At 72.5% G+C, this 15,175-nt stretch carries 8 protein-coding genes; 2 read left to right on the top strand and 6 right to left on the bottom strand.

Features of this window, described 5'->3' with window-relative positions:
* Positions 1 to 3: 3 nt before the first annotated feature.
* From DFQ13_RS13085 to DFQ13_RS13070, 4 genes are read right to left on the bottom strand one after another with little or no spacing between them, the layout of a single operon-like run.
* Entirely contained in the window at positions 4 to 882 is an 879-nt protein-coding gene (locus DFQ13_RS13085) for an SDR family oxidoreductase (RefSeq protein WP_110079992.1), read from the bottom strand.
* Between the two features lie 32 nt (positions 883 to 914).
* Complete coding sequence (locus DFQ13_RS13080) at positions 915 to 1,760, bottom strand: MaoC/PaaZ C-terminal domain-containing protein (RefSeq protein ID WP_035287555.1); 846 nt, start codon at positions 1,758 to 1,760, stop codon at positions 915 to 917.
* A 2-nt stretch (positions 1,761 to 1,762) separates the two neighbouring features.
* Entirely contained in the window at positions 1,763 to 2,194 is a 432-nt protein-coding gene (locus DFQ13_RS13075) for a type II toxin-antitoxin system Rv0910 family toxin (RefSeq protein ID WP_035287556.1), read from the bottom strand.
* 35 nt (positions 2,195 to 2,229) lie between these two features.
* Positions 2,230 to 3,444, bottom strand: a complete 1,215-nt coding sequence (locus DFQ13_RS13070; protein ID WP_219994402.1) for a lipid-transfer protein — start codon at positions 3,442 to 3,444, stop codon at positions 2,230 to 2,232.
* Between the two features lie 78 nt (positions 3,445 to 3,522).
* Here DFQ13_RS13070 and DFQ13_RS13065 point away from each other — a divergent pair, with 78 nt between their 5' ends.
* Positions 3,523 to 4,215 carry a TetR/AcrR family transcriptional regulator gene (locus tag DFQ13_RS13065; protein WP_110079990.1) on the top strand — a complete coding sequence of 231 codons (693 nt, stop codon included), beginning with the start codon at positions 3,523 to 3,525 and terminating at the stop codon, positions 4,213 to 4,215.
* Between the two features lie 118 nt (positions 4,216 to 4,333).
* Entirely contained in the window at positions 4,334 to 5,002 is a 669-nt protein-coding gene (locus DFQ13_RS13060; RefSeq protein WP_146241212.1) for a hypothetical protein, read from the top strand.
* Between the two features lie 3 nt (positions 5,003 to 5,005).
* On the opposite strand, the gene DFQ13_RS13055 is transcribed toward DFQ13_RS13060, so the two are convergent.
* Entirely contained in the window at positions 5,006 to 6,604 is a 1,599-nt protein-coding gene (locus DFQ13_RS13055) for an aldehyde dehydrogenase family protein (RefSeq protein WP_110079988.1), read from the bottom strand.
* Positions 6,601 to 13,851, bottom strand: coding sequence for a type I polyketide synthase (locus DFQ13_RS13050; protein WP_181399956.1), 7,251 nt, complete (start codon positions 13,849 to 13,851; stop codon positions 6,601 to 6,603). Before DFQ13_RS13050 ends, DFQ13_RS13055 begins: the two co-directional genes overlap by 4 nt.
* Positions 13,852 to 15,175: the final 1,324 nt, after the last annotated feature.

The following is a 15,175-nucleotide window of genomic DNA, read 5'->3' as shown; positions in this document are numbered from 1 at the left end:
CCCTCAGGCCCAGTCGGCCAGTTGTTCGTCGATCCCCGCCACCGTCCACGGGCCGTCGGTCTCGACGGTCCGCTCGCCCCGCCAGCCGCGCAGCTCGGAGATCGCGCCGCCCTGGACCGAGAACACCTTGCCGGTGAACGGGCACTTCTCGGTCGCGAGGTAGGCCACCATCGGGGCGATGTTGGCCGGGTCGAAGGCGTCGAACTCGCCTTCTTCGACCTCCTGGGCGAACAGCGCGCCCATGCCCGGGGTCGCCAGGGTGAGCCGGGTGCGGGCGATCGGGGCGATGGCGTTGACCCGGACCCCGTAGCGGTCGAGTTCGTCGGCGGCGACCAGGGTCAGCGCGGCGATGCCCGCTTTGGCGGCGCCGTAGTTCGACTGCCCCGCGTTGGGCATGAAGGTGCCCGAGGCGGACGCGGTGTTGATCACCGACGCGCGCACGGTCTCCCCTGCCTTGGCCCGCCCCTTCCAGTACTCGGCCGCGTGCCGCAGCGGGGCGAAGTGCCCCTTGAGGTGCACGGCGATGACGGAGTCCCACTGCGCCTCGCCCATCCCGGCGATGAACGCGTCGCGCAGGATGCCCGCGTTGTTCACCAGGACGTCCAGCCCGCCGAACTCCGACACGGCCTGCTCGACCAGCGCCTTGGCCCCGGCCCAGTCGGCGACGTTGTCGGTGTTGGCCACGGCCCTGCCGCCCGCCGCGACGATCTCGTCGACGACCTCCTGCGCGGGGCCGGTGTCCGCGCCCGCGCCGTCGTTCGCCCCGCCGAGGTCGTTGACGACGACCGACGCGCCCTCCGCCGCGAACAGCAGCGCGTGCTCGCGGCCGATCCCCCGGCCCGCGCCGGTGATGACGGCAACCCGCCCGTCGAGTGTTCCCATGGTGTGGATCTCCTTGCCGGTTGGTCGTTCGATCAGCGGGTGAACTCGGCCAGACCGTCCCTGATGACCGGCTCGTCACCGACCGTGGTCTCGTAGGCGTAGGTCCCGGGCGCGGCGGGCCAGACGCGGGTGGTCAGCTCCTGGCCGGGCAGCACCGGTTTGGCGAACCGGACGGCGAGGCGGCGCAGGTACTCCACCCGCGACCCGCCCACCTCGGTGAGCAGCGCCCAGGAGGTGAACGCCATCGTGCACAGGCCGTGCGCGATGATCCCCGGCAGCCCGGACAGCCTGGCCAGCTCGTCGTCGAGGTGGATCGGCATCGGGTCACCGGAGGCGGGCGCGTACCGGAAGGTCTGGTCCTCGTCGACGCGCGCGACGACCCGCGCCACCGGGTCGCCCGCGCGCAGGGTTTCGTCGAAGGTGTGCGGGGGCGCCGGTTCGCCGACGCTGCGGCCAGCGTCGGCCCTGCGGAAGAACGCGGTCATCCACTGCTCGTTGACCAGCGCACCCCCGGCGTCGACCGTCTCGGTCCGCACCACCACGGCGGTGCCGTTCGGCTTGCCGGTGAACCCGGTGGGGCGGGCGCGCGAGGTCAGCACGTCACCGGGGCGGATCGGGCGGTGAAACCGGAAGTCCTGCTCACCGTGCACGAGCTTCGACAGCAGCTCCACCGGTGCGACCGACAACGCGGCCGGGACCAGGGAGTTGAACACCGGCACGACCGCGAACACCGGCGGCGCGACCTCACCCGCGCGGTGCCGGGCGATCGGGTCGTTGGTGGCCTCGGCGTACCGCGCGATCCGCTCGGCGGTCACCTCGAAGGTGTCCGGCTCGGTCCACTGCCCGATCCCGGCCTCGTCGAAAGCGGGCGCGGTCACCGTCAGCCCACCAGTTCGGCGAGCTTGGCGACGGACTTCTCCAGCTCGCCCTTGGTGTTCTTGCCCACGGCCATGCCGATCGGGCCGACGATCATCTGACCGGTGAACTCGGCGTCGATGTCGGCCCGGCTGCCCGCACCCTCCGGCTTGACCGACAGGGTGAAGGAGACCTTGACCCCGGCCATGCCGGTGCCGCTGATCTTGAGCGAGCGCGGCGCGTCGTACTCGTCGACCGTCCACTCGATCTTGTTGGCCATCCCCATCACCGCGAGGACCTCGGTGACCTTCGAGCCCACCCCGATCTCCGAGGGCAGCTCGCCGCTCCACTTCTGGTGGATGGTCAGCCACTCCTCGAACCGGCTCAGGTCCGAGATGGTGGCCCAGGTCTTCTCGGGCGTGCTCGGCAGGGCGACGGTGACGTTGACCTTGGTCATGGTTGTTCTCCTCGGTTGTCGTTGTGGAGGGGTGTTCAGCGTTCGGCGGGCCGGTAGGCGGTCACCACGACCGCGCCGCCGAGCCCGATGTTGTGCTGCAGGGCGATCCGCGCGCCGTCGACCTGGCGCTTGTCGGCCGTGCCGCGTAGCTGCCAGGTCAGTTCGGAGCACTGGGCGAGCCCGGTCGCGCCGAGCGGGTGCCCCTTGGAGATCAGCCCGCCGGAGGGGTTGACCACCCAGCGGCCCCCGTAGGTGGTGTCCCCCGCGTCGACGAGCTTGCCGCCCTCACCCTCGGCGCACAGGCCCAGCGCCTCGTAGGTGATCAGCTCGTTGGTGGAGAAGCAGTCGTGCAGCTCGATCACGTCCACGTCGGACGGCTCGATCCCGGCCTGCGCGTAGACCGCGCGCGCCGCGGTGCGGGTCATGTCCGCCCCGACCAGGCTGATCGCGCTCCTGTCGGCGAAGGTGCTCTCGAGGTCGGTGACCATCGCCTGGCCGACGATCTCGACCGCCTGCCCGGCCAGCCCGTGGCGGTCCACGAAGGCCTCGCTGGCGATGACCACCGCACCGGAGCCGTCGGAGGTCGGCGAGCACTGCAACTTGGTGAGCGGGTCGTAGACGGTCTTGGCGCCGAGGACCTCGTCGAGGGTGTACTCGTCGCGGAACTGCGCGTACGGGTTGTTCACCGAGTGCCGGTGGTTCTTCACGCCGATCTTGGCGAACTGCTCGGCGGTCGTGCCGTAGCGCTGCATGTGCTCGCGGCCCGCGGCGCCGAACATGTACGGCGCGGGCGGCATCGCGAAGTCCTGCAACTCCGCCAGCGCGAGCAGGTGCTTCATCATCGGCTGCTCGCGGTCGTCGAAGGTGGAGCCGAGCGAGCCCGGCTGCATCTTCTCGAAGCCCAGCGCCAGCGCGCAGTCCGCGATCCCGCCGCGCACGGCCTGCGCGGCCAGGAACAGCGCCGTCGACCCGGTCGAGCAGTTGTTGTTCACGTTGACCACCGGGATGCCGGTGAGACCCAGCTCGTAGACCGCCCGCTGACCGGAGGTCGACTCGCCGTAGACGTAGCCCACGTAGGCCTGCTCGACCAGCGGGTACTCGATCCCGGCGTCGGCGAGCGCGTTGCGGCCCGCCTCGCGCGCCATGTCGGGGTAGTCCCAGTCCCTGCTGCCGGGCTTCTCGAACTTCGTCATGCCGACGCCGATCACATACGCCTTGCCACCCACCGGGCCTCCTCGGTCGTCCGCCATCTGCCTGAGACAGTGTGTATCAGACAGATACCCGTGACAAGACGTATCAGGTACTTTTCCGAGAAGTAGACTCCCGCCATGCCCACCGCGAACGAGCAGGCCCCCGAAGTCGACGGGCGCTCGACCCGTTGGGACGCGCACAAGGCCCAGCGCCGCCTCCAGGTGCTCGACGCGGCCCTCGCGGTGATCGAGCAGCACGGCCCCGACATCGGCGTCAAGCAGATCGCCGACCGCGTCGGCGTGCCGCGCCCGGTCATCTACCGGCACTTCCAGGACCGCGCCGACCTCGACGAACAGATCCGGGCGCACGTCATCGGCTCGCTCATGGCCGAACTGGCCCCCACCCTGCGCCCGGACGGCACGGTCACCGAGGCCATCCGCCGAGCCGTCGACACCTACCTCGGCTGGATCGACCGGCACCCCCGCCTGCACGCCTTCCTCGGCGCGCACACCCGCGAGGCGACCGGCGGCTCCCGGGTCGTGGCGAGCACCAAGACGGCGATCGCGGTCGAGGCGGGCAAGCTGTTCGCCGCCGTCCTGACCCGCTTCGGCAAGGACCCCGACCTCGCCCCCTCGCTCGCGGTCGGCGTGGTCGGCTTCGTCGACGCCACGGTCAACCGCTGGCTCGCCGACAAGCGCCGCCCGCTGAGCAGCGCCCGGCTGGCCGAGTTCCTGACGGTCTCCATCTGGTCGCTGATGAGCGGCAACCTGGCCGCGCTGGGCGTGGCGATCGACCCGGACCAGACGGTGGCCGAACTGCTCGACGCCTGAACCGGGGAAGCAGTGCGGCGGTGAACCCGGTGGCGCCCGACCCGGTGTCGCCTTGCGACTTTCCCTCCTTCGAGTTAATTGCCGTCAGGCCCCCAGCGGGGTGCGCGAGACTGGGCCCATGACGGTCACCCGACGTGTTTTTGTCAGCGGTGCCATGGCGGCACCGTTCCTCGCGCAGCTCGGTGGCGCGGCGCCCGCGACCGCGAGCGCCCCCCTCGACACGACGTTCAGCCTGCTCGACGGGTTGGGCGAGATCCGGTTGACCGAGTTGGCGCTGAGCCGGTTGGCGGCGGAGGAGATCGAGGTCGAGGCGGTCGCCCCGGCCACCGCGCTGATGGGAGCCGACGGGACGACCGTCGTGGGCGTGACGCTGCCGCCCGAGTACGCCACCGGGACCGTCAACCCGCTCGGTCAGCCCGCGAAGGGCTCCGCGCGGGTGTCGGGCGGGGTGGCGTTGCAGAACTCGAAGGCGCGGATGGAGATCACCAGCATCCGGGGTTCGATGCCGGAGGGTCGGATCTCCGCCTTCCTGAAGGTGGACGACGAGTGGATCGGTGAGCAGCCGCTGTACGCCGCCGACCCCAGCGCGGTGCGGTTGTCCGTGCAGCCGGGGGCGCCGGGCCAGCCGACTACGCTCAAGGGCAGCGGCATCCCGATCACCCCGACCCAGGAGGGCGTGGACGCCTTCACCGAGGCCTTCGGGGTTGCGCTGTTCGCCGTGACGGACCGGGTGTTCACGGCGTCGGGCACCGGCCGGGCGTGGCCGGTGCCAACTCTGCCCGTCTGATCATCAGCCCGCGCCGAGGACCGCCTCCCCGGGGTGCCTCCTGGTCGTGGCGATGGCCACGGACTGCAGGCGGCTGGCCCGCAGGAAGGGGTAGGCGGCCTCGCCGTGGGTGCCGCCGCTGCGGCCCGTGCCGCCGAGGCCGGGCAGGTGCGGGGCGTGCGCCATGTGCGAGTCGTTGACCTTGAGCACTCCCCCGTTGGTGACCGCGCCGGTGAACCGTTCGATGACCTGCGGGTCCTCCGCCCACAGGGAGTTGCGCAGGCCGAACCGGTTGCCGTTGAGGAAGGCCACGCAGCGGTCGAGCAGGTCCGGGCCGTCCTCGGGCACGACAACCGTCAGCAGCGGGAAGAACGACTCCTCGCGCACGGCGGCGATGGTCTCGGCCAGCTCGAACCCGTCGACGCGCAGCACGGTCGGTTCGAGGAACACGCCGTGGGGGTCCGGTTCGCCCCGCAGGTCGATCTGCGTGCCGCCGCAGACCTTCGTGGCGCCCGCGCGCAGCGCTCCGTCGAGGGTGCGCCGGAAGGCGGTGGCGCGCAGGACGGGGCTGAGCACCGTGTCGGAGTCCTCCGGGTCGCCCGGCCGCAGGGCGGACGCCGCCGCGCGCAGCCGCGTCAGCAGTTGCTCGGCGACGGCCGGGTGGACGATGGCGTACTTGGGGCTGAAGCAGGTCTGGCCCGACGCGTAGAACGCCTCCAGCAGCGCGGCGGTGGCGTGCGGGAGGTCGGCGTCGGACCACACGAGCACCCCGTCCTTGCCGGACAGTTCCAGGATGGCCCGCTTGCCCCGCTCCACGCACCGGCGTTCCAGGTCCAGCCCGTTCTCGCTGGAGCCGAAGTAGTAGACGGTGTCGACCAGCGGGCTGTCCAGCCACTGCCGCATGGTGACCTCGTAGTCGGCGCACACCACGTTGAACGTCCCGGCGGGTGCCCCGTGGGCTTCGAGCACGGGGATGACGATGGTGTGCAGGGCGTAGCTCAGCGAACTGGCGCAGCTACGGGGAACGCGGATCACCACGCTGTTGCCCGCCAGCAGTACGAGGGAGGCGATCAACCCGAACAGCGGCGCGTTGGCGGGTGGGTCGATGCAGACCACCCCGTCGGGCCTGCGCTGGAGCACGATCCGGTGGTGGGGCGTGGTGATCTCCTGCCGCAGCAGGGACCGCGCCAGCTCCAGGCTCTCCGGCCGGACCAGGTCGAGCACCACGTTGAGCTGCGCCTCGGCCAGCGCGCGCGGGCACCCCTCCATGCGCAGGATTCGGGACAGCTCCTCGCGGTGCTCCTGGAAGGCCGCGAACAGGTCACCGACGCAGGTGATCCAGTCGGCCAGGGGCACCGCGCGCACCCGTGGCGCGGCGTCGGCCGCCGCCCGCAGCGCGGCCCGCCCCTGTTCGGGGGTGGACAGCGCCACGGAGCAGAGGACGTGCGGGTGGGCGTGCAGTTCCTCCTCGGTGCCCTCGCGCAGCAGCCGGAACAGCGTCGCCGCGTCGCTCCCGCCCGGGTCCAGGACGGTGCGGACGCTCATGCCGTACGCGCGTTCGTCGGTGTCGACCCGTTCGCCGCCGATGTAGAGCGGGAAGTGCCGGACCGCTGCCCGGGTCACTTGTCGTCCTCGGCCTTGAAGTGGGTGACGAGCGAGCGGGACAGGTCGTCGATCCCGCTGCTGGCGGCAAAGCGCATGATCGAGATCTCGCTGCCGAACCGGCGCCGCATCTTGGTGACCAGCTCCGCGGCCATCAGCGAGTCCACGCCCAGTTGGTCGAGCGGGCGGTTGCGGTCGATGCGCTCGGGTGCCACGCCCAGAACCTCGGCGAGCGTCTTCACGATGTTGTCGGCGACCAACTCGGCCGCCTCCTCCACGGACGCCTCCCGGACCCGCTCGCGCAGGTCGTCGTCCTCGGCGGTGGCCGCGTGCCCACCCGCGCTGAGCTGCCCCAGGCGCGGCGTGCTCAGGTGCGGGTACAGCCTGCCCAGGAACTCCCCGTCGTGCCGCCACACCACGGCGACCTCCGGCCCGCCGACCAGGTCGTCCAGCGCCCGGCGCACGTGGCGCAGCGACAGCAGGCCCAGGCCCGCGCGGGTGACGGTCCGGGCGGTGGCCTCGTTGCGGGCCACGTAGCCGACCCCGCCGAGGGCGCCCCAGGCGATCGCCTGCCCGACCAGCCCCCGCTGCCGCCGGGCCCGGGCCAGGGCCTCCAGGAACAGGTTCCCCGCGCAGTAGGCCGCCTGCCCGGCGTTGCCCACCACGGCCGCCGCCGAGGAGAACACCAGGAACAGGTCGAGGTCGTGGCCGTCGGTGACGCGGTCGAGGACCATGGCCCCGGCCATTTTCGGCGCGAGCACGGCGCGGAACCGGTCGGCGGTCAGGTCCGCGGTCATCACGTCGTCGAGCACCATCGCCGCGTGCACGACCCCGCGCAGCGGCGCGTCGGTGGACTCGACGATCCCGCGCAGCGCGGCCTCGTCCGTGACGTCGGCGGCGTGGACCGACACCCGCACACCCCGCGCGGTCAGGTCGGCGACGAGGTCGTGCGCCTCCGGCGCGGCCATGCCCCGCCGGTTGACCAGGGCCAGGTGCCGGGCGCCGTGGTCGGCCAGCCAGCGCGCCACCTCCGCGCCGAGCCCACTCGCACCGCCGGTGATGAGGTAGGTGCCCGCCGGGTCGGGTGCGAACCCGCTCTCCGGCGCGACCTGCTCGACCGGGGGCCGCCGGTCGAAGGTGAGGACCAGCTTGCCGATGTGGCGGGAGTGCTGCAACGACCGGAACGCCTCCGCCACCCTGGTCGCCGGGAACGCCCGGTACGGGATGGGGCGCACCGCCCCCGCCGCGAGGTGTTCGGCGTCCTTGTCGTGCCACTCGGCCATGTCCCGGCGGCGAAGGCCGCTGAGCTGGTCGACGTCGACGGCGAAGTAGCTGATGTTGTTGCGCAGCGGGAACAGGGAGACGTTGCGGTCGCTGTAGAGGTCGCGCTTGCCCAGTTCGACGAACCGCCCGCCGACCCGCAGCAGCTCCATGCTGCGGCCGATGAATTCCCCGCCGAGGGAGTTGAGCACGACGTCGACGCCCTGCCCGCCGGTGGCGGCGAGCACGTCGGTGACGAAGCTGAGGCTGCGCGAGTCGAAGACGTGCTCGACGCCGAGCAGCCGCAGGAAGTCCCGTTTCTCCTCGGTCCCGGCGGTGGCGATCACCGTCGCACCTGCGTGCCGGGCGCACTGGAGCGCGGCCAGGCCCACTCCCCCGGCGGCGCCGTGCACGAGCACCGTCTCCCCCTCGCCGAGCCCGGCCAGGCCCAGCAGGCCGTGGCTCGCGCTCAGCAGCGCCACCGGCATCGTCGCGGCGGCGGCCATGCCGATCGTGGGCGGCACCCGGGTGACCAGGGTTTCGTGGGTCAGCACGTGCGAGGCGAACGCACCCGGGGCCGACCCGAAGACCTCGTCACCCGGGCGGACCCGGGCCACGCCGGGGCCGACCGCGGTGACCACACCCGCGCACTCGCCGCCCAACCGCATGCCGGTCATCCCCGCCTCGACCACCCAGCCGGGCAGCATCCCGACCGCGAGCAGCGCGTCGCGGTAGTTGATGCCCGCCGCGCGCACCTCGATCAGCACTTCGCCCGCGGCGGGTTCCGGCATGTCCATCGCCACCCACGCCAGCTCGTAGGACGGTCCCGCGTCGCGGGCGATGAGCCGGTAGGGCGCCGAGCCGTCCCCGGCCGGGGGCGGGGGCAGGTCGCGCAGGCGGGGCACGAACCGACCGGCCCCGGTGAGCACCACCTCGTCCTCGTCGGTGGGGTCGAGCAGTTCCCGGGCGACGCGGTCGACCGCCACGTCCCGCCCGACCGAGACGCGCCGGACCTGCACCAGGCTGTCCTCGGCGGCGACCGCGCGGGTGGCGCCCCAGAGGGCGGCGGCGGCCGGGTCGTCCGCCCGTTCCGGCGCGGGGTTCACCCCCGGGGAACCGCTGACCAGCCACAGCCGGGTCTCCGCGCCCGCGGGCAGCTCGGCCGCGGCGAGCAGCAGCCCGCGCACGAACCCGAACCGCCTGGTGGCGGCTTCGACGGCAGCCGCGGGGTTCGGGTCGGACTCGTCGAGCACGAACACGACGTCGGTCCGAGGTGGGGCGAACCAGGTGACCGGGTCCGCCCCGGTCGTCGTCGTCATCGCGCTCGCGCCCAGTCCTGCCAGGCTCGCGGCGAGCGCGGCGGCCAGGTCCGCCTTCGCGCCGTCCTCGGTGACGACCACGACGCGCGTGGTGGCTTCGACGCTCGGGCTCTCCGGCAGCGCCGCGCCGCGCGGTGCCGCGCTCGCCACCGTCACCGAGCACAGGTCGCCTTCCACGACGGTCCGCACATCGCGGAAACCGCCCTCCCGCAACAGTTGCCGCCACTGCCGCGCGGGCAGCACGGGCGAGGTGGGGCGCAGGTCGAAGTCGGACATCGACCAGAACCCCGGCACCAGCCCGAACGGCAGCGCGAGCAGCAGCGGGTCGTGCACCTCGGTGAACACCAGCCGACCGTGGTCGGCCAGCACCCCCGACACCGCGCGCAGCGCCGAACGCAGGTCCGTGGCCTCGCGCAGGGCGTGCCCGGCGACCACGACGTCGAAGGCACCGGGCTCCAGCTCGGGGGCGTCGAGGTCCAGGGTCCGGTACTCGACGAAGTCGTGGCGGGCGAACCGCGCCTCGGCCGGGGCGAGGAAGACCTCCGAGACGTCGGTGAACACGTAGCGGGTGCGGTCCGGTGGGAGAACGGGCAGCAGCGCCGCGGTCAGGGCGCCGGTGCCGCCGCCGACCTCGAGGACCCGCAGCGGGCGGTCGGCGGGCCACGCCTCGACCAGGGACCGCAGCACCTCGGCGGCTGCCTGGTTGGCCGCGAGCAGCCCCGGTGACAGGTCGTGGTAGTGGGCGAGCGTGTCGCTGCCGTGTGCGGGCGAGAGGATGTCGAGCGCGTCCCGGTCACCGCGCAGCAACTCGACCAGGTGCATCCCGCAGCGGCCGAGCAGGGTCAGTTCCGGTGTGTGCTCGGGGAAGTCGGCGACCAGCTCGGCGAACCCGGGGTCGGCGTCCGCGGCGCGCAACCGCCAGCGGGTCCGGCCCTGGAACTCGCCGAGCCAGTCCAGGTGCCCGTGGTCGGCGGCCAGCCCGGTGAGCAGGTCGAGCAGGCGGGAGAACTCCGGCCGCACCCCTGCGGCCGACAGGTCCTCGGTGAAGAACACCTCCGCGCCGTCGAGCAGGGTGGTGAAGGCCCGCACCGCGTAGGCGGCCGTGGTCGCGAGCCGCCGCCGCCGGAACTCCGCGTGGCCGGTGGCCGGGGGCGCGTCGAACGCAGGCGGTTCCCACACCACCTCTGCGGCGGGCAGCAGCTCGCGCGGTGCGGCGCGGAGTTCGGTGTGCTGGCGCAGGACCGGGCGGCGGCTGGGCAGCTTGACGCGGAGGAACCGGCAGTCGACCAGCTCCAGCAGCACCGCCCCGGCCTCGTCGGTGAGCACGATGTCGGCCGACGCCCAGCTCTCCGAGACCGTGCGGCAACGCAAGTGCACCGCGCCCGTCCCGGTCGGTGGTCCCCACAGGCGCGCGGCGCCGATGGCCACCGGCATGTAGGAGTCCTCGTCGGTGACGTGGCCGTGGCGGATTCGGCCCAGTTCGATGCCGACCTGCAGCGCCACGTCGGTCCACGCCGGGTGCGCGTGGAACCCGGTGGTGTCGAGGTGGGTGCAGTCGTAGTCCCCCAGGACCTCCATGCCGTCCACCCACAGCCCCGACAGGACGAGGAAGTCCGCGCCGTAGCCCAGCCCGAGGCGTTCGCCGTCCGCGTAGAGCGCGTCGCGGTCGACGTGCTCACCGCGCCCGGTGAACCGGTCCCGCAGCGCCGCGAGGTCCAGCGGCGGCGGGGGCGCGGCCACCCTGCGCCGCACCCGGCCCCGCGCGTGGGTGAGCCACGGTTGACCGTCGACCGAGCGGGTCGCCACCCGGAAGACACCGTCCTCTTCGGACAGCGAGACCTGCGTGCGCGGCAGCGCGGACTCGTCGTCGGGGGCGATCATCGGCTTGGTGATGTGCAGTTCGCACACCTCCGCAGGCCCGTCGAAGACCAACTGCCCGGCCGCCCAGCCCATTTCCAGGTACCCGGCCGCGGGCATGATCGGCATCCCGTCCGCGCGGTGCCCGGCGAGCCACGGCAGCCTCGCCGGGTCCACCGTGGACTGCCACGTGGGGTCGGCGACCGGGGCCCGGCCACCGAGCAGCACGTGGTCCGGCGGTGCCCCGGTGTCGCTCCAGGTGTACTGGCTGCCCATCCAGAACCGCTCGCGCTGCCACGGGTACGCGGGCAGCGGTACGACCGCGCCGGGCTGAGGGAAGTAACCGTCGATGCGCACCCCGGCGGCCAACGCGGACTCCACCGTCGCCCGCAGGGCGGCCGACCCGGGTTCGGACCTGGTCAGGGTGGGCAGCACGGCGAGCACGCCGTCCTTCGCGGCCCGCTTGAGGTAGGTCTGGAGCACCGGCTTCGGCCCGATCTCGATGACCGTGTCGAAGCCCGCCGCCACGAGGTGGTCGGTCGCGGCGGCGAACAGCACCGGCTCGCGGACGTTGCGCCACCAGTACTCCGCGTCGAGTTCTTCACCCGCCAGCGGCTCACCGGTGACGGTGGAGACGAACTCGACCGTGGCCGGTTTGGGCGCGAGGTCCGCCAGCGCCGTCGACAGCGACGCGCGCAGCGGGTCCATGGCCGAACTGTGGAACGGGTAGTCGAGGTCCAGCACGCGGCAGAACACCTCGTCCTCGGCCAACCGGTCCGCGAGGTCGAGCAGGTCCGGCTTGGGTCCGGCCACCGTGACGTCACCGGCGCTGTTGATCCCGGCGACCTCGACCCGCCCACCGTAGCGCGCGAGGACCCCCTCCGCGTCCTCCGGCGCGAGGTTGACGGCCGCCATGCCGCCCGAGCCCGCGGTACCCGCCTGGGCCGCGCTGCGCGCCACCACCAGCTCCACGGCCTGGTCCAGGTCGAAGACCCCGGCGGCGAACGCGGCGGCGACCTCGCCGACGCTGTGCCCGTACACCGCCTCCGGGTGCAGACCGGCCTCGGCCAGCACCGCCGCGATCCCCACCTGGACGGCGAACAGCAGCGGCTGGATCACGGCGGTGTCGTGCAGCCTCGGCTCGGCCGAGCGCAACTCGTCGGCGACCGCCCAACCGACGCGGGGAGCCAGGGCGGCGTCGACCTCGGCGATGACCCGCGCGAACACCGGATCGGTGTCCAGCAGGTCGACGGCCATGCCCGGCCACTGGGCGCCGTGCCCGGAGAAGGCGAAGGCCACCCGCCCCCGCTCGGTGCCCCGCTGCGGCCTGACCTGCTGGGCCAGCCGCTGCCGCGCCTCCCCCGCGCTGGCGGCGAGCACCACGCGGCGGTGGGTGTGCTGCCCGCGCCGCTGGTGGGAGGTGTAGGCGACGTCGGTGAAGTCGGAACAGTCCGCCAGCCGCTCGTCCATGCGGGACAACGCCTCGGCCAGGGCCGCTTCGGTGTGCGCGGAGACGACGACCGGCACCGCGGAACCGGGGTTCGGCGTGGGCTGCGGGGGTGCGGGGGGTTTTTCCAGGACCACGTGCACGTTCGCGCCGCCGAACCCGAACGAGTTGACCCCCACGAGGCGACCGGTCGCGGGCCTCGACTGCTCCACCGGGGTCAGGGCGAGGCCGTCGAAGTCGATCCCGGTGCTGCGCGGCTCGGCGTACGGGGTGGCCGGGACGACGTCGTGCCGCAGCACCAGGATCGCCTTGCACAACCCCGCCATGCCCGACGCCGGTTCGAGGTGCCCCAGGTTGCCCTTGACGGACCCGATCGGCAACGGCCCACCGCGGCGGCGGACCCCGAGCGCCCGCCCGATCGCCCGGCACTCCACCGGATCGCCCACCGGGGTGCCGGTCCCGTGCGCCTCCAGGTAGGCGAGGTCGTCCGGGTCCAACCCGAAACCGTCGTAGACCTGGCGCAGCAACGCCTCCTGCGCGTCACCGCTCGGCAACACCAACCCACTGGTGCGCCCGTCGCTGTTCGTCCCCGACCCGGCGACCACCGCGTGCACCCGATCCCCGTCCGCGACCGCGTCCGCCAACCGCTTGAGCACGAGAACGCCCCCGCCCTCGGCGCGCACGTACCCGTCCGCGTCAGCGGAGAACGGGCGGCAGTGCCCCGTGGGCGAGAGGAAACCGGCCTTGGCGAACCCGACGTAGGTCATGGGGTTGAGCAACAGGTTCACCCCCGCCGCGAACGCCACCCGCCCACCACCGTGGCGCAGGTGCTCGCAGGCAAGGTGGACCGCGTTCAGGGAGGAGGCGCAGGCGGTGTCCACCTTCAAGCTCGGCCCGTGCACGTCCAGGTGGTAGGACAACCGGTTCGCGGTGTTGGACAGCGCGGAACCGGAGTTTGTGTACGGCCCGATCGAGGTCCGCAACACCATCTGCTGCGCGCCGTAGTCCAGGGCGGACACCCCGACGAACACGGCGGCATCCGTACCCGACAACGTTCGTGGATCGATCCCGGCGTCGTCGAGCGCCTCCACGGCCAGTTCGAGCAACAACCGCTGCTGCGGATCGATGCACACCGCCTCACGCGGACTGATCCCGAAGAAGTCCGCGTCGAACCCGGCGATGTCGTCGAGGTAACCACCCGCGAACGTGTAGGACTTCCCCGGCCGAACCTGGTTCGAATCCCAGTACTGCCCCACGTCGAACCGCCCCGACGGCGGCGCCCCCACCGCCTCCCGCCTCTCGGACAGCAGCGACCACAACCCCTCCAGCCCATCAACCCCACCGGGAAAACGACACGACACACCCACGACCGCAATCTTGTCCACCACACGCCGATAGTTCCGGAACCCGACGCCCCCATCCACGCCGCCACAACGGCTCACCCGGATGACCAACCGATCGAGTGACACTTCCCGCTGGAGCCATGTGGGGTCGGGCAAGGTCGTTGGATGCCTCCGACGCCGATGTGAGCCGGGGGCAGGTCGTGCCCGCTTCGCGCGATGGGGCCAAGTGAGCGCACTCGCGTGGCGTGTTCCCCAGTAGTCGGCGGGCACCGCCGAGACCACAAGAAACGTGCTATACACGGAGAGTGGCTATGCCACTACACAAGTTCGAACCTGGGGCAGGAAGTGATGCTAAAACCTGCGTCAGTCACCTAAACGCCCAGGTCAACAAGTGTCCTCCCCGCGCGAGCGGGGCTGTTCCCGCATCAACGCACCAGAACGATGTTTCGTTAAGGTCCTCCCCGCGCGAGCGGGGCTGTTCCGGCACGGCGGGGACTGGCCATCGGCACCAGCCGGTCCTCCCCGCGCGAGCGGGGCTGTTCCCTCGTCTTGCTGGGCCGACAGCAGCGCCGCGACGTCCTCCCCGCGCGAGCGGGGCTGTTCCGTACGCGGCCTGCGTGGCGGAGCTGGCGTTGAGGTCCTCCCCGCGCGAGCGGGGCTGTTCCCTCGTAGCTCAGTTCATCCCCGTAGTCGTCGATGTCCTCCCCGCGCGAGCGGGGCTGTTCCCGTCGTCCGCTTACCCTCCAGGGCGCGGTACGAGTCCTCCCCGCGCGAGCGGGGCTGTTCCGGCGCGGAAGTGGCGGGACAAGCGGTCGGCTCTGTCCTCCCCGCGCGAGCGGGGCTGTTCCCCTCGGCACGGTGATCCCGTTCGAGGTGCGGTTGTCCTCCCCGCGCGAGCGGGGCTGCTCCCTGGCCTTCCCCGCCGACTCCATGCCCGAGGCCGTCCTCCCTGCGCGAGTGGGACCGTTCCCAAGAACCCCTTTGCCCGGCGTCTCCAACAGCACCGTTCTCCCCGCGCGAGCGGGGCTGTTCCCGGGGTGGTCGCGCCGTAGGGGACCGACTGCGGGTTCTCCCCGCATGAGCGGGGTTGTTGCTTGAAGCCGGTTCGAGCACAAGAACGGGAACCCCCATCCGTCGGGACCGCTCGCGGTAGGTGTGCCTGTCAACCGCTGCGGTACCGGAAGCCGTTCGGCAAGCAGGTCATCCAGTGGCCAGGTCGGGGGGCGACGAACAGCCGAACCCGCTCTCGGAGCCTTTCACCGATCCCCCTCGGGCGCCCTCCTCCCTCCACGAGGGCCACGAGCACGCCCAGCCGATGAGCCGCAGCCGCCTCCCGCGTGCGCGGGACCAACCCGGCCGACCATCT

The sequence above is a fragment of the Actinokineospora spheciospongiae genome, from assembly GCF_003182415.1.
GTDB classification, from domain to species: domain Bacteria; phylum Actinomycetota; class Actinomycetes; order Mycobacteriales; family Pseudonocardiaceae; genus Actinokineospora; species Actinokineospora spheciospongiae.
The sequence above is the reverse complement of the archived record's forward strand: the minus strand, read 5'-3'. Positions and strand labels throughout refer to the sequence as shown.